The 13,136-nt window shown below is 34.6% G+C and carries 23 protein-coding genes; 22 read left to right on the top strand and 1 reads right to left on the bottom strand.

All coding sequences use genetic code 11. From position 1 onward, the window contains the following. Nucleotides 1-22: 22 nt before the first annotated feature. A complete protein-coding gene (locus IRT38_RS01120; RefSeq protein ID WP_194596578.1) occupies nucleotides 23-238 on the top strand; it encodes a hypothetical protein in 216 nt (71 codons plus the stop codon). Nucleotides 239-521: 283 nt separating this feature from the next. On the opposite strand, the gene IRT38_RS01115 is transcribed toward IRT38_RS01120, so the two are convergent. Then, nucleotides 522-1,088, bottom strand: a complete 567-nt coding sequence (locus IRT38_RS01115) for a hypothetical protein (RefSeq protein WP_194596577.1) — start codon at nucleotides 1,086-1,088, stop codon at nucleotides 522-524. 310 nt (nucleotides 1,089-1,398) lie between these two features. Between IRT38_RS01115 and IRT38_RS01110 the strand changes: the two genes are divergently transcribed. The 21 genes from IRT38_RS01110 (at nucleotide 1,399) to IRT38_RS01010 (ending at nucleotide 13,043) form a co-directional block, all read left to right on the top strand. Next, entirely contained in the window at nucleotides 1,399-1,821 is a 423-nt protein-coding gene (locus tag IRT38_RS01110) for a hypothetical protein (RefSeq protein ID WP_194596576.1), read from the top strand. Between the two features lie 249 nt (nucleotides 1,822-2,070). Continuing rightward, nucleotides 2,071-2,511, top strand: coding sequence for a hypothetical protein (locus tag IRT38_RS01105; RefSeq protein ID WP_194596575.1), 441 nt, complete (start codon nucleotides 2,071-2,073; stop codon nucleotides 2,509-2,511). Nucleotides 2,512-3,330: 819 nt separating this feature from the next. Continuing rightward, nucleotides 3,331-3,816, top strand: a complete 486-nt coding sequence (locus IRT38_RS01100) for a hypothetical protein (protein ID WP_227592117.1) — start codon at nucleotides 3,331-3,333, stop codon at nucleotides 3,814-3,816. Between the two features lie 10 nt (nucleotides 3,817-3,826). After that, nucleotides 3,827-4,051: a hypothetical protein gene (locus IRT38_RS01095; protein ID WP_194596574.1), complete on the top strand. Its 225-nt coding sequence runs from the start codon at nucleotides 3,827-3,829 to the stop codon at nucleotides 4,049-4,051. After that, the gene (locus IRT38_RS01090) at nucleotides 4,051-4,263 is read left to right on the top strand and encodes a hypothetical protein (RefSeq protein ID WP_194596573.1); all 213 of its coding nucleotides are present in this window, start codon (nucleotides 4,051-4,053) and stop codon (nucleotides 4,261-4,263) included. The genes IRT38_RS01095 and IRT38_RS01090 overlap by 1 nt, the downstream gene beginning before the upstream one ends. Before the next feature lie 559 nt (nucleotides 4,264-4,822). Continuing rightward, nucleotides 4,823-5,029, top strand: a complete 207-nt coding sequence (locus tag IRT38_RS01085; protein WP_194596572.1) for a hypothetical protein — start codon at nucleotides 4,823-4,825, stop codon at nucleotides 5,027-5,029. A gap of 200 nt (nucleotides 5,030-5,229) precedes the next feature. After that, a complete protein-coding gene (locus IRT38_RS01080) occupies nucleotides 5,230-5,760 on the top strand; it encodes a hypothetical protein (protein WP_194596571.1) in 531 nt (176 codons plus the stop codon). A 26-nt stretch (nucleotides 5,761-5,786) separates the two neighbouring features. Then, complete coding sequence (locus IRT38_RS01075) at nucleotides 5,787-6,461, top strand: hypothetical protein (RefSeq protein ID WP_194596570.1); 675 nt, start codon at nucleotides 5,787-5,789, stop codon at nucleotides 6,459-6,461. A 349-nt stretch (nucleotides 6,462-6,810) separates the two neighbouring features. Then, a complete protein-coding gene (locus tag IRT38_RS01070; RefSeq protein WP_194596569.1) occupies nucleotides 6,811-7,227 on the top strand; it encodes a hypothetical protein in 417 nt (138 codons plus the stop codon). Nucleotides 7,228-7,254: 27 nt separating this feature from the next. Continuing rightward, the gene (locus IRT38_RS01065) at nucleotides 7,255-7,746 is read left to right on the top strand and encodes a hypothetical protein (protein WP_194596568.1); all 492 of its coding nucleotides are present in this window, start codon (nucleotides 7,255-7,257) and stop codon (nucleotides 7,744-7,746) included. 337 nt (nucleotides 7,747-8,083) lie between these two features. Continuing rightward, nucleotides 8,084-8,308: a hypothetical protein gene (locus tag IRT38_RS01060; protein WP_194596567.1), complete on the top strand. Its 225-nt coding sequence runs from the start codon at nucleotides 8,084-8,086 to the stop codon at nucleotides 8,306-8,308. A gap of 12 nt (nucleotides 8,309-8,320) precedes the next feature. Then, nucleotides 8,321-8,584 carry a hypothetical protein gene (locus IRT38_RS01055; RefSeq protein WP_194596566.1) on the top strand — a complete coding sequence of 88 codons (264 nt, stop codon included), beginning with the start codon at nucleotides 8,321-8,323 and terminating at the stop codon, nucleotides 8,582-8,584. Continuing rightward, nucleotides 8,581-9,318, top strand: coding sequence for a phosphoribosyltransferase (locus IRT38_RS01050; protein WP_194596565.1), 738 nt, complete (start codon nucleotides 8,581-8,583; stop codon nucleotides 9,316-9,318). Before IRT38_RS01055 ends, IRT38_RS01050 begins: the two co-directional genes overlap by 4 nt. Then, on the top strand, nucleotides 9,305-9,541 hold the full coding sequence (locus IRT38_RS01045; protein ID WP_194596564.1) for a hypothetical protein: 237 nt from the start codon (nucleotides 9,305-9,307) through the stop codon (nucleotides 9,539-9,541). Before IRT38_RS01050 ends, IRT38_RS01045 begins: the two co-directional genes overlap by 14 nt. A 156-nt stretch (nucleotides 9,542-9,697) precedes the next feature. Next, nucleotides 9,698-10,000, top strand: coding sequence for a hypothetical protein (locus IRT38_RS01040; protein WP_194596563.1), 303 nt, complete (start codon nucleotides 9,698-9,700; stop codon nucleotides 9,998-10,000). A 127-nt stretch (nucleotides 10,001-10,127) separates the two neighbouring features. Beyond that, complete coding sequence (locus IRT38_RS01035; RefSeq protein WP_194596562.1) at nucleotides 10,128-10,370, top strand: hypothetical protein; 243 nt, start codon at nucleotides 10,128-10,130, stop codon at nucleotides 10,368-10,370. Between the two features lie 21 nt (nucleotides 10,371-10,391). Beyond that, nucleotides 10,392-10,781, top strand: a complete 390-nt coding sequence (locus IRT38_RS01030) for a Lar family restriction alleviation protein (RefSeq protein WP_194596561.1) — start codon at nucleotides 10,392-10,394, stop codon at nucleotides 10,779-10,781. Between the two features lie 27 nt (nucleotides 10,782-10,808). Then, nucleotides 10,809-11,381, top strand: coding sequence for a hypothetical protein (locus IRT38_RS01025; RefSeq protein ID WP_194596560.1), 573 nt, complete (start codon nucleotides 10,809-10,811; stop codon nucleotides 11,379-11,381). A gap of 100 nt (nucleotides 11,382-11,481) precedes the next feature. Continuing rightward, a complete protein-coding gene (locus tag IRT38_RS01020; RefSeq protein ID WP_194596559.1) occupies nucleotides 11,482-11,820 on the top strand; it encodes a hypothetical protein in 339 nt (112 codons plus the stop codon). Nucleotides 11,821-12,135: 315 nt separating this feature from the next. After that, nucleotides 12,136-12,798, top strand: coding sequence for a hypothetical protein (locus tag IRT38_RS01015; protein WP_194596558.1), 663 nt, complete (start codon nucleotides 12,136-12,138; stop codon nucleotides 12,796-12,798). Continuing rightward, nucleotides 12,798-13,043, top strand: a complete 246-nt coding sequence (locus tag IRT38_RS01010) for a hypothetical protein (RefSeq protein WP_194596557.1) — start codon at nucleotides 12,798-12,800, stop codon at nucleotides 13,041-13,043. Before IRT38_RS01015 ends, IRT38_RS01010 begins: the two co-directional genes overlap by 1 nt. The last annotated feature ends 93 nt before the right edge of the window (nucleotides 13,044-13,136 follow it).

Below are 13,136 nucleotides of genomic sequence, written 5' to 3'. Positions count from 1 at the left end.
ATAATTTTAAAGTGAGTTATCCATGAAAAATAAATTTTTAACAGTCGTGATAAAACTGCCTGATGATCAGGATCAGCGTAAAGCAATCACTAATGCCTTACAAATGGGCAAAGATTTCCATGGGGGTGAGATTACTGCACTCTCTCAAGAAGATGAAATTTCGATTATGGAGTTATTAGAAGAAAAGTTGGACGTTGATGAAGTCAATGCTATTCGCTCAAGTGTATCGAACAACTAAAACTTATATTTTTTCAAAGATTTTCTTTTTGGATGTCTAGTGTGGATTCTTGGCTCATTTCTTTCTATAGCAATCACTTTACTCAGGTTCTTTTAACTTGTTGTTTTCTGAGTTTACTGATCCTAACATTTGGATATTTGCTCAACAGAGAAAAGTATTATTCCTACTGCTATAGATTGGCGATTGGTGTCACGGTATCAGGCTTTCTTTATTCGACAGTTGGTATGGTCCACAATTTTATTGCTTATGGTTATGTATAACTTTTCATTGTAATGAGTGTTCACTACCCTACAATTTCATGCCAACGGAGAAAGTCATGAATCTCTGCCAATACTTTTTTCTTATCTGGGGTATTTAAGTTAAAAATCGGAATACGATACCGTTCTGCTAATTTTAATGCCGTCCGGCTGCCTCCCACATAGTCACCAAAATTATCCAATTCACACCATGTAATAACCGCTTTAACAGGGTTATTTAAGTGGTAGCCAAGGATTTCATGACAATTTCGATGGTGCATCCCTCTCGCATAACTATCACAGTTCGACCAATTACCATGAAGCGAGGAAGCCAAGTCCTCAAGTTCCTTTTTCAAGCTTGGATTTTTAATTATTGCTAAATGCCTGTTAGGAAGCCGAGATTTATCAATATCATCTTTCCGACTGACATACACCTCGAATTGGCTTAAAAACGCCTTTCCATCGTTTACAGCTTGACTATAAGCCCTTTGCGCTATTGCATCCATACCAAGCCCACACAGCCCACTTGTAAATGAAATACCAAGTTCAGCAAACCTGTAGCAAACCTTATAACAAAGTGCTACATCTTTGTGATTCTCCGGATTTTTATGCAATGTTCGGGACCCAATCATTGCAACTCTAAAGTTTCGAAGTACGATCATAACGCTACAGACATCCGCCTTAAGGCAAACAGATTTCATTTTGGAATATTATACAACGACCCCGCGCTTACGCTTTAAATCCATGTTGCTGACGCAACCGGCTTAAGCCCTTTCAAGAAAGGGATCAAAAATAATATTTTTGGTAAAAACAAATGACTAAACAATAACTTATAGAAACAATTTAAAAGCATTAAATAATAATATAAATATTACATTTTTGCGGTATATATTGTATAATGTAAAAAACATGGGAATTTTATACATGACTACATTACATCCACAAAGAGCAGAAGCTATACAGAAATTGAATGAATACTTTTCAGAATTTGATAGCGTCCATTGTACAGAACATGCAGTTTCTGTCGAATCTGGTATTGTTGGCTTTGCCCATGCTTGTGAATTATTAAATGCTATTACACCAGAAGAACATGCTCAAATTAGAAGTTGTTTATTAAAATGCCGCCATAAGACAAGTATACCGGCATTCTTAAATACGACCCTCACACAAGAAAGCTTGGAAAAAATTAACACTCATCAAGTTGAACTAGCTTTAAATATGGTTAATCAGTTAATGGCTCAATCCATGGATTTACAAACAGCAATTTCGTTTGCGATTTTTGATTATGAAGTGACAGAGCAAACGTTATTGTCTGCCTACGAAAATCAAAAGGCAACGGCGAAATAAAGATAAAAACTCCATGAGTACTAACCACCATGGAGTTTTTATCTGCCCCGCGCTTACGCTTTGAAACCGTGTTGCTGACGCAACCGGTTTAGCCTTCAAAGAAAGGATCACAAATATAATTTTAACTCTAACCCTACTGCTCCAAACAAAACACATTATTTTAAAAGCACAAATATAAACAAAAGTATATTATTTTTGCGGTATATATAAAGTATAATGTATTTATCAACTTTGGTAAGAGTCAATAATATGAAATCTTATATTTTACCTGTCGAAAATTCTCATGGTGGCGATTCTTGGAAAATGCCTATTATATTTTCAGCTCCCCTCGATCTTAGCGAGATCAAAAAAAAGGATATTGGTAAGTTTATTAAAATTATGCTTTTAACTTTCCAAAAGGCATATCGCGAAAATACTTCATCTTGTACGTTTATTTCGATAGATTTACATACACTAGAAACAAATTCCAAACTACAGCCAGACTTTTGGAATAATGGACAAGCGATCGCTACTGAGCATCTTGAGTACAATGAAAGAATCGAACTAAGCCTAATTGATGAGCATAACGTATCGTTTGAAGTAAAAGAACCAAAAGAGATTGAAAGCAATTTACTCTCCAGTATTGCAGAGCATGTACATTTCATTCAAATTAACAGTCAGGACCTATCCATAATCGAAGATGATTTTTAAAACTCTGTCGGTTAATTTAATAGTCAATCTGAATGATTGAACATCCAAATAAGCTCAGTATTTTTTGATTTATAAATCGAATTCTCGATAGCATCAAAAAATGCTGCGGCTGATTTACCATATATTTTATAAATCGACTACTCGATAAAGAACCTAAAATGCTTTCAATATGTGCATTGTTATCTCTGCAAATCGTCTACACGATAAATAACGGTATGGATCACATTTTATTTCAACAATTTTGACTGCAAATCGTCTACACGATTAAGCACCCAATCACTAAAATCCTATTACAAGATGAAGTTCTACAAATCGCCTACACGATAAAGAATGCTCATAAGACTCTAGTTGGAGCATATAATTCACTACAAATCGTCTGCACGATTAAGAACGATTCATTTACTTCAAGCATATTGATGATATTACTACAAATCGCCTACACGATTAGGAACCAATGCCCGATTTACCCCTTTTATAGAATTTAACTACAAATCGTCTACACGATTAAGAACACTGTAAAGTCAAAATCACCTTATGTAAAAATAACTACAAATCGTCTACATGATTAAGAACCATAGCTAATCAACTGTTTACTATTATAAATCAGATTCTTACTTGCTTTATTATTAATTACTTTTACTCTCATGATTTCTTCTTATTCCAATGTTTTAATTAAATTTTTTTAATATGACCTCTTAGTTAGTAAAGAATAGATAATCAAAATTTAACATTAAAATTACATTTAATATTATTTTAGTATTATGATTTTGCGGTATATGTTGTATAATATTAAAATCAACTTTGGATTAGGCGTTTAGAATGAAAAAATTAGATTTATCGATTAGTTGGAAAGGCGGAATCCCTGCCATATTTGCTACCAATTTCATGCGGAACGGCGACTTTGCCACTATTGGCTTTATTTATGGTAGCTCACAAGGTGAGTTAATTGATAACGGTAAATATCTTCTTGATCTTCAAACCGAATTTAATAAGCCAGATGTTCTGGATCAAGTAAAAGCATTTCTTACTGGAATCAACAATTCGATTAGTTTTGCCAATGATCAAGCTCATGGTAGCTTTGTAAACCCAGAAGATGTACTTAAAAAAGCTAAAAAATTATATAACCTGATGAGCTTTGAAGAAGATTTAATCTTAAAAGACAAACAGCAACTACATTTAATTTATGTGAGTGCAATCAAGAACAATAAACACCCCACCTTACCTAAAGAATTTGAGTATCAGCTTTATTCAGGTGGTTTGTACCCTCTACGTCAAGTTTATAGTGCGATTTGCGCATTGATTTAAGGTTACTGCTATGTCTGTTATGTCTAATTTAGAAAGCGGAATGGTTGTTTGTTTACGTGATGGATCGGTAGTAAATGTAGAATTTATTGCCTATATGCCTAATGATTTACACATGGATTATGATTACGTTGTAAAGCTCGAGGGATATGAAGCGGCTGCATATACAGAGCAAGGTCATTGGTCCCATTATTTAGATAGCCCTATTGATATTTTGGAAATTAAAGAGGAATTATAATGGATAATGCTTTAGTTAAATCACCATACCAATTTGGTTATGATGCTCATGCCCAAAACATTAATTCATCTTCTCATGATCAAGGCTTTATTGAGATGCACCTCAAAGGATTAAAGGTTGGGGAGTCATTAGAAATAATAAATCAATGGAATGAGGGTTTTCAGGCTGCTAATGAAAAGTATTTAAGAGAAAATTTCCCTGAAATGTACTAAGTTTAATTCAGAATATTCAGCCTTGGTTTTCATACCAAGGCTTTTGATTATGGTAGCAAATCAAATCGGATGCCCGATATTCAAGACATAAGAAATGTCGTGTTTCCAGTGCCTTACTAAATCGGCTTCCCAATACTTCCCTCGTAGCAAAACAATTTGCAATAGCTCAACTTCAAATCGGATTCCCGATAGAATTACTCCCGTCATGCAATCGCATATAACTCCATCCCTACAAATCGAATACTCAATAAATTTCACAGATGGAATTTAAGGTGCGTATTTCAACCTATAAATCGTATGCACGATATTTTAGACTACTAATTTATCATACAATTTATGAAAGCTCGCCCCGCTAACGCTCAACAACCGTGTTGCTAACGCAACAGGTTATAGTTTTACAAAGAAAGCATTTTCAAAATTATTTATAGGTCAGTGACCCGACTGTATCAACCATAATTATTTTAGCAACTTTAAAAGATAAAAGTATTATATTTATGCGGTATATGATAAAATCACATTATTAAACAAAGAGCTTTTAATTCATTACAGGATTACTGATATGAAAAACTTATTCTCCCCACCCAAAACTTGTACTGGTACACTTGTTGGAACCAATGGGAATGCTTTTGCATTATTGGCTCAGTTTGAAAAATGTGCCAAAGCCGCAGGATGGGCAAAGGATGAAATTAAGAAAGTCCAGAATGAAGCAAAAAAAGGTGACTACGACAACTTGGTAAGCACCTTAAGTATTCACCTTGACGATTAAAAATTTTAACTCCGTTGTCGCCTTGGGAAACCAAGGCTTTTTTTGCGAATGATTCAAAAGCATTTTTATTATGTTTTTAAATTTATGTATCAATATCTTCAATCAAGATATTTTCATTTCCAAAAAATACACAAAATAAAATATTATATTATTGCGGTATATATTGTATAATATACTTAAATTCAAATAGAGTAATTTAAATGCAATTAAACCAAATTTATTCTAAAGGCGTAGCTGAAATTAAACTTCTTGATTTTTTTGTTGAAGATGAAGGCTGTCCACATATTTTCTTTACTGCTCATACCCCCGTCCAGTTTTTAAAAGACCCTAAATTAATTTCAATTGATGTAATTAATATTCAGGCTAAAGTATTTATTTCTGGTGCTGATCAATTGGCAATTGATGGGTTTATTGTTGAAATTTCAGAAGATTTTAACTTTTCTGATTTTACAAAATCAGTTGCATTGGGCAACAGCACAATCAATAGTTACTTAGATGGCTTTAAAGCAAAACTTAAACTTAAGCTTTTCGAAGTCGCGCAAAACAATAATTTACTAGATGAATTGGAAAGTAAGATTTTATCGAAATGCATGGCAGGCAATATTAACATTAACGGTGTACCAGTCATCAATAATGCTACCCGTGCGATCGTACTAATTGACAAAGCAATGATCGAGTTTAGAAAGTTTCTTGAGATGTCACGGCAGATTGCTTTAGTTGATCAACTTTAAATCTTGCTGACTCATTGGATGCTGTTATGGCTGCAAATTTAGGCTCAATCAATTCAATACACTTCAATTCAGAAAAATGGTTAAAAGCTCCTAATGGGCAGCCATCTAATTTAAGTGAAAAACAATGGCTGATTGTAAGAACAGATGCATTTAAGCAGTGGTTTGGTGATTGGGAAAATAATCCAAATGAATCATCAAAGGTATTAGACCAGAATGGAGAACCATTGATTTTGTATCATGGCACTCCGCCTAATTTTTATGAGTTTTCTGAGTTCACGGTATATGATGAAGGAGTATTTTTCACTGAAAGTGAGTCAATCGCAAGACGCTATTCATCTAATTACTCTGGCACTGAATTTGGAAGCTTGAAAGCCGTTTTTCTAAATTTGCGGCGACCAAAATTTATCAACTCAGTTTGTTATTCTTTCAATGGATTTAAAGGAGCTGATGCCAACTTAAAGAAACGATCAGAGAAACTTAAGTCACTACACCCCGAACTAAGCAATACCCCCTATCGCTACAAGGAAATGGTAAGAGAAAATTTTATTAAAAAAAAGTTTGATGGACTAATACTTGAGGACCACTCTTGGGCAAATAACATTGAGCATTCAAAACAATTTGTAGCCTTTGATGCCAACCAGATAAAATCTGCAACAAATAATTTTGGTACGTTCTCAATTAATAAGAATATATATACTTAATACATTAATTAAAGAAAATATAAACGAGAGTTTTATTTTCATTACGCCGGTGCTAACGCACCTCACCTCTCTCGCATTTCCACATCATTTAGCTCATTGCCTGCATATTTCCTATTTGCTTACGGCTACACTCGTTTAGTTATCTTTAATACTAAGCCCCCCGCGCTGACGCTTTTAAGCCATGTTGCTAACGCAACCGGCTTGAGCCTCCAAAGAAGGCATCTCGGAAATTGAAAATTTATTAACACCCGACTGCATCAATATTGTAATTATGGGTAATTTAAAAGCAAAAGTATTTTTATTTTGCGGTATATGTTGTATAATGCATTATCAACTTTGGAGAATCACCATGACTAATCAACCTACTTTAAAATCCATCTCTACAGATTTAAGCAATCGTGCAATTATATTTATCGACTCTTTCGGGATTAATTGGCATTGTATCGACAATCTTGGTGAGGCATCTAATTTTATTCATAGTTTCAAGCGCACTCAAGAAAGTTTTCAACAACTTCAAACACAAGAATTAATTTCCGAGTTTGAAAAAATTGGACCATTAAATACTAATGATGAAATGGGATTCACCGCGCAGAATCGGCAGATTATTTTAGACTTTTTAATCAAAGCTAAAGAATTACAAAACAACTTCCTTAACTTAACACTGGAACCAAATTTTGTAGAAAATCTATCGAGTTTGAAAACTCAAAGTGCGAAGTTAAATTATCTAAATGCTCGTGCGATCATCTATCACAACTGCCTAGCTTAAGCTAGGTGGTTTAACGGGGGAAAATATATGTCATCTAATACCAAGCTTATTATTACCAATCCTAATGATGCAACAGCTCCTTTGTGGTTTGGTCAAATCTGGAAACATGTTCGTACCGCTCTAAAAAAGATTGGTGCTTATTCAGAATTGAATAAACTTGAAAAGCCATATTTAAGTGATCGTTTGGAGGTTTCTTTTGCTGAATCTGGTTTTTACAGTAGCTATCCAATTGTTGTAACGGGGATTAATCCTGCAAACTTTGAAGTTACTGAAAATCGTAAATTATCTATCATGCAAGCACCAAATACAGGCTACTCATTTTTCCCTAAAGATGAAAATTATGTATATTTCAGCTTGGATGTAGGTGGGGTTGCTAATTTTGTTTTGCTTAGTATTGCTAAGGTACTTGTCGATAACGGATATAATGCATTCTACTGCGAACAAGACGATGTTGATGAGGGCTATATGCCTCTAACTTCTGAATACTTTCAAAGTAATTTGGAACCATCACATAGTTAATAGAGTGATTTATTTTTCGAAAGAGGGCTATATCTATGTCTTTTGTCAAAGCTAATGCAAAATTGGTCGCAGATACACTCGAACATACCTGTAACAGTCTTAGAGATGTACTTGAAGAACTGGATATGGACCCCGCTCTTGCAGAGGATACAAACTTTTGCTGTGAATTAGATCATTACATTTTGTTCTGTACTGAATGCTTTTACTGGTTTATACCCTCCCTTATCATTGAATCACCAGTGAACAGCGAAGATATATGCGAAAGTTGCTCAGAAGAACTTTCTGAGTAAATCTGAGTTGTAAAATTAGAACTTCATTTTTTGTACTGGAGTAAATCATGCATAAAAAATCACAAATATTGTTGGGGATATTAATTGCTATCCCAACCATTCTATTTTTTACTATATATGCTCTAAAAGCTGCAAAACTCGGTCCAAGTGGATTTACAGAATATCTGCATACAACCGAATCTATGCAATATGCGTTATTTTATTTCGTTGCAGTACTATGTGCTTATTTCATAGCAAAACTTGTCCCATTTGAAGCCAAACCTAATGACTAAAGGATTAAAAAAATGGCTTTGGTTTTAAGAGTCCAACGATCTGGCAATCAATGGTCATCAAAACTTGATGTAGAAAAAATAGTTTTAAGCTCATTCAAGTTTCAAGGTTATGATAATTTTTCTAATATTCCAGACTATAAGCCTCAGCGTTTTTTACGATGTATTTCTTGTGGATTCGATGAATTCTCTGAACTGCACGTAAATTCATTAGTCTGCGTTCAATGTGATCAAAAAATCTCAATAACGCCTTTAAGTATGCAGGAAAGCAAAGAATGAGCTTCATAAGAACACCTTGGGATGGCTTTCCCAAAGTGAAAGTGCTTTACCCACTTGGTACACTAAAAAAAGCATCCGAAGAATTATATATCGATGCTAAAAGTGGAGATATGGAAGCTGCGTTTAAACTGCTTTATAAAAATGTCTTAAAAGAAAAAGATGTATATGAACTTGGTGTACGTCTTTTCAAAGACAAACCCATTTTGGTACCGGTGATAGCAAAAGAACGCCTTGGTAATAATCGAATTCCCTTAGCTTATGCCAATATTTTAAGCGGCTATCTAGGATTTGAATTCAATGACGATATTGTTCAATCCGTAAAAGCAAATCATACAGATGCCGGAGCATACGAAAGAATTGTAAGACAACCACTATTTGAAGGTCAGGTCCAAGAGGGGCGAAATTATGTTATCCTTGATGATACGGTATCAATGGGCGGAACATTAGCTGCTCTGAAAGGCTATATCGAGAACAATGGTGGTAAAGTTGTTTTAGCAACTACATTAACCGGTTTCTCGGTACCAGAGATCGACCTTGTTCCTTTGAAAAAAACCCTTGATTATGTGATGAAAAAACATCCGCAACTTGCTGAGTGGTGGCTATATGAGTTCAACTTTCCAATCGAATACCTCACCCAAGGCGAACTTGGACACTTCAAAAAACCCGCAAGCCATGACGAGATCAGAAATCGACTCATTGAGGCAGGATTCAAAAGCCGCAATGAAAATAGCTAGTGCTTTAACTGCGCAAAATATTAAACCACTTACATTTGAACCTATAGATATAGAAAATACTTTTGCATCAGCGCAAGTAGTCACCAGTGCGGGCATCGTAATTTATGGTGGTTACGCTAAGAATGCAAGAATGAGATCAATTGGTGGTATTGACGAAATTATCGAACAGATTAACGAAACAATTGTTGTCTCCAGTAAGCACAAAACTAAAAAAGCCGGCTAATGTGGGCATATTAAATCAGCAATATTTAATTGCTGATTTTTTTATTCCAATGTTTATCAAAGATTTTCCTCAGAAGCACTTGCCACAGCATCGTCAGTTATGTTTACTTTAATTCGTTCATGAATTGGTCATGAATATCGATTAGGAAAACATACTATGAATCCCAAAACCCCAAAAGGCAGCAAAACAAGCGAGCCTACCCCGACCCCTACGTCAAAACCAGAAGCTAAAAATGATCCGTGGTATAGCAAGGTGGTTGCCAAAACCGGAAACGTTGTAAGCGGAGGAGCTGCTCTCTTAGTGAGAACAAGTGCGATGGGTGGTATGCAAGCAATTGTCACCAAAGTTGCTACAGCAGCAGTAGAGGAAGCAAATCAAGCAGCTAAAACAGCTTATGTTTCAACTCAAGGCGATGTCATCGGGTTTCCTAATGAAAAACGCCGTAAAAAAAGTGGTTAATCAATATGGGACGGGAGGCAATGGATTGCCCTCACCCGTCCCGACTGAAATAAATTAAAAAAAATAATTTTTTAATATTGTTGTTTTGCGGTATATTTAATAAATAGTTTATTGTGAATTCGCCACCATGAGTCATTTAGATTTAGTAGAACAAACCTTAAAAAAATTCGACTCTGAACAGTTGAATCAAACTTATATAGATTTAACCTTAAATCAAATTGATCAAGAAGAATTAACACTTAAAACCCATATCACAGAATGCAGCGAAAATTGGTTACTGTCATCTTTTAGCATGACATCAGACTGTCGCAGTCCAAATTCTATTGAAGATATGATGGGTTATATCAAGACAAACCTTGAACTTGTCTAAACAAAGAAAGGATAATTTCGTATGCATAATTATCAATTAGGCGATAAAGTATTTTTTCCAGTCCACACCACTGACAGTGAAGTTGAATGGTGCGAAGGTAAAATCCAGAACTATCGGCAAGATATAAAAAAATTTGACGTTGGTGGTACTCGCCATTGGGGATGGTTCCGCAGTGAAGAATTGAAACCTTATGACCTGCAACCCTGCCCTTTTTGTGGTTCAAACCAAATCAATATCAACACAAGTAAAAACTGGACCGGCATGAGACACGTTATTATAAGTGTCTCTATAATCCACCATTGCGATGGTGATCCACTTTCTTCCCGTTTGGAAATCAAAGCCAAGACATTGAATGATGCCATTCATAAATGGAATACACGGACACCAGAGTTAAAAACTGAAACGGTATAAGTAGTTTAACAATCAGGTGAAATCGAAATGGACCACAATTTTCAAATTAGATTAATTGATGTAACTAAAAAAAATTTCGTCATGGGCAGTAAGGCGGGTGATGAAGTACTGAATCATTTAAGAAGCTCGGTCAATGGTCCTGTTAATGCCCTTGAAATCTCACTTGAGAACATGACTGCTTTCGATGCCTGCTTTATCCGAAATGGTATTGCAGCCTTCGCTAAGCTCAATAGCAAACAGATTGGTATCATAATTACCAATGTTGAGAATGTTGATGTACTTGAAAATCTGATTTATGGCTTCCATGCAAAGCAAATGCCGCTTTTGATAAAAAATAATGATGGGACCGGATCAATTTATGGCGACCTAAATTCTGGAGGAAAGGAAGTTTTATCATTCGTTTATTCTAAGAAGCAAACAACCACAAGTGAGTTGTCACATTTTCTTGATATTTCATCACCTAATGCAAGTTCAAAGTTAAAAAAATTGTTCAATCAAGGGTATATTCATGCTTACAAACAGGATGCAATCTCTGGAGGTATCGAGTATGTCTATACCCCATTTTTTAAATGTACAGGTCTTGAATGCAGTAGCATCTAAAATCCAGATAAAGTCCGTTTTTTACTTATTCTCTGAAAACGTTAAATATTGAATTAATATTAATGCTAATATTAACTATTAAAAATATCGGAGTGTCATTATGCCAGTTAATAAAAACGATGATTGGAAAACCGATGAGAATTTCAATCCGGTTTTCACCAAAAACGAAAGAAAATTTTTAGTTATCTTCTATTTAAGCCTTTCGATTCTACTTAGCGTACTTTATTTTGTATTTTTCCTTAAGCCATTTTCGTTATTGATTTCTAATACTTTTTCAGCAACCTTAAACAAATCCGACCTATACGTTCATTACAGTAACAACCCTAGTTCATTTTGGCTAACGATGATCGTAGGCGTTTTTATAACTATATTGACGTTTTCTCTATTTTCTAAAGAATCAAATAAAAATTTGGCAACTGATGGAGATAAAAATAAATAATTATGATGATATTATTATAGTAAATTCATATCGGATTTCTAAATAATCAAAAATTAAGGAATTTAATTTTTGGAGGATTTTTGCGATTTTACTACATCCCCTCGCTTGCGCTTTAAATGCTGTCTGCTAACGCAGCCAACATGCAATCAAAAAAACTAAGCCAAATTTTTCATTCTTATTTCAATTCAGATAATTGAATTTAAAAGGTTTTATTGCGAATTAAAAGCGTCAAGTTGTGTCGCTGAAACCAAAACAAGTATTATTATTTTGCGGTATATGTTGTAAAATACTCTTATCAACTTTGGAGTAATACACATGTCAGAAATTGCATTTTCAGCTAGCATAAATAATTTAAATTTTAGCCTTATTTATGATCATTATTGCAATAGCCCGCGTGAAGAAAATGATTCAAATATTGCACATTTCTATACTACAAGAAATAGCCGCTCGGGACAAATCGATAACATCGATGAATCTATCACCCTCCTACATGACTTATGCCGTCAATTAAGTATTGATGACTATGACGATATGGAACAATTCGAATTAATTGATGCCCTAAAAAAAGCAGACCCCGAAGCACAATACATCCAAATTGAACCACTATATAAATACGAACACTCGGGGATTGTGTACTCAACAAGTCCTTTTTCTTGCCCATGGGATTCAGGGCAGATCGGTTATATCTTTACAACTTTAAAAGATTTTCAAAACATTGGTTGTGAGTGGAATTCAGACAAAGCCAAGGAATACATCCTTGGTGAAGTTGAACTTTACAATAATTATATTTCAGGGGAATGCTTTGGATTCAAAATTGAAGAAATTTCGACATGCGACAGTTGCAGCTCTGAACACCATGAAGAAATTGAAGCATGTTGGGGATATATCGGCGAGCGTAACGAAATTATCAAAATGATTGCCGCAGACTATCTTGATCCCTACCCAACCCTTAAAGAAAAAGTGTTGGAGAGCATCTAATGTCAACAACACCTCTAGCGAATGAGTACCCAAGCATATATTTCACGGCGTTATGGCTTCAAATATTCAACAAAGAGCTAATCTTAGAAAGAATGGACTTGGTTGAAGAATATATCAATGAATCATACAGACGGTTTTTAGGAAGCTCATTCAATGATTATTCAATTTCAGAACTCGATTCAATCAGTAATTTTTTATCAAACGAGGACCATGAAGCCCTTTGCTATCGTTTTGTTGATGTATAAATAATTCATTGTAAGCTTAGTAAGAAAGCTAAGCTTACAGTTTTTAGTATTCTTATTTTGCGGTATATATTATAATAAACAATATTCTATTTT

It is taken from the genome of Acinetobacter sp. SK-43 (assembly GCF_015351505.1).
GTDB classification, from domain to species: Bacteria; Pseudomonadota; Gammaproteobacteria; order Pseudomonadales; family Moraxellaceae; genus Acinetobacter; species Acinetobacter junii.
The sequence above is the reverse complement of the archived record's forward strand: the minus strand, read 5'-3'. Positions and strand labels throughout refer to the sequence as shown.

Coding starts and splice junctions, on each gene's coding strand:
- IRT38_RS01120 (WP_194596578.1), top strand. CDS start 23: ATGAAAAATAAATTTTTAACAGTCGTGATAAAACTGCCTGATGATCAG.
- IRT38_RS01110 (WP_194596576.1), top strand. CDS start 1,399: ATGACTACATTACATCCACAAAGAGCAGAAGCTATACAGAAATTGAAT.
- IRT38_RS01105 (WP_194596575.1), top strand. CDS start 2,071: ATGAAATCTTATATTTTACCTGTCGAAAATTCTCATGGTGGCGATTCT.
- IRT38_RS01100 (WP_227592117.1), top strand. CDS start 3,331: ATGAAAAAATTAGATTTATCGATTAGTTGGAAAGGCGGAATCCCTGCC.
- IRT38_RS01095 (WP_194596574.1), top strand. CDS start 3,827: ATGTCTGTTATGTCTAATTTAGAAAGCGGAATGGTTGTTTGTTTACGT.
- IRT38_RS01090 (WP_194596573.1), top strand. CDS start 4,051: ATGGATAATGCTTTAGTTAAATCACCATACCAATTTGGTTATGATGCT.
- IRT38_RS01085 (WP_194596572.1), top strand. CDS start 4,823: ATGAAAAACTTATTCTCCCCACCCAAAACTTGTACTGGTACACTTGTT.
- IRT38_RS01080 (WP_194596571.1), top strand. CDS start 5,230: ATGCAATTAAACCAAATTTATTCTAAAGGCGTAGCTGAAATTAAACTT.
- IRT38_RS01075 (WP_194596570.1), top strand. CDS start 5,787: ATGGCTGCAAATTTAGGCTCAATCAATTCAATACACTTCAATTCAGAA.
- IRT38_RS01070 (WP_194596569.1), top strand. CDS start 6,811: ATGACTAATCAACCTACTTTAAAATCCATCTCTACAGATTTAAGCAAT.
- IRT38_RS01065 (WP_194596568.1), top strand. CDS start 7,255: ATGTCATCTAATACCAAGCTTATTATTACCAATCCTAATGATGCAACA.
- IRT38_RS01060 (WP_194596567.1), top strand. CDS start 8,084: ATGCATAAAAAATCACAAATATTGTTGGGGATATTAATTGCTATCCCA.
- IRT38_RS01055 (WP_194596566.1), top strand. CDS start 8,321: ATGGCTTTGGTTTTAAGAGTCCAACGATCTGGCAATCAATGGTCATCA.
- IRT38_RS01050 (WP_194596565.1), top strand. CDS start 8,581: ATGAGCTTCATAAGAACACCTTGGGATGGCTTTCCCAAAGTGAAAGTG.
- IRT38_RS01045 (WP_194596564.1), top strand. CDS start 9,305: ATGAAAATAGCTAGTGCTTTAACTGCGCAAAATATTAAACCACTTACA.
- IRT38_RS01040 (WP_194596563.1), top strand. CDS start 9,698: ATGAATCCCAAAACCCCAAAAGGCAGCAAAACAAGCGAGCCTACCCCG.
- IRT38_RS01035 (WP_194596562.1), top strand. CDS start 10,128: ATGAGTCATTTAGATTTAGTAGAACAAACCTTAAAAAAATTCGACTCT.
- IRT38_RS01030 (WP_194596561.1), top strand. CDS start 10,392: ATGCATAATTATCAATTAGGCGATAAAGTATTTTTTCCAGTCCACACC.
- IRT38_RS01025 (WP_194596560.1), top strand. CDS start 10,809: ATGGACCACAATTTTCAAATTAGATTAATTGATGTAACTAAAAAAAAT.
- IRT38_RS01020 (WP_194596559.1), top strand. CDS start 11,482: ATGCCAGTTAATAAAAACGATGATTGGAAAACCGATGAGAATTTCAAT.
- IRT38_RS01015 (WP_194596558.1), top strand. CDS start 12,136: ATGTCAGAAATTGCATTTTCAGCTAGCATAAATAATTTAAATTTTAGC.
- IRT38_RS01010 (WP_194596557.1), top strand. CDS start 12,798: ATGTCAACAACACCTCTAGCGAATGAGTACCCAAGCATATATTTCACG.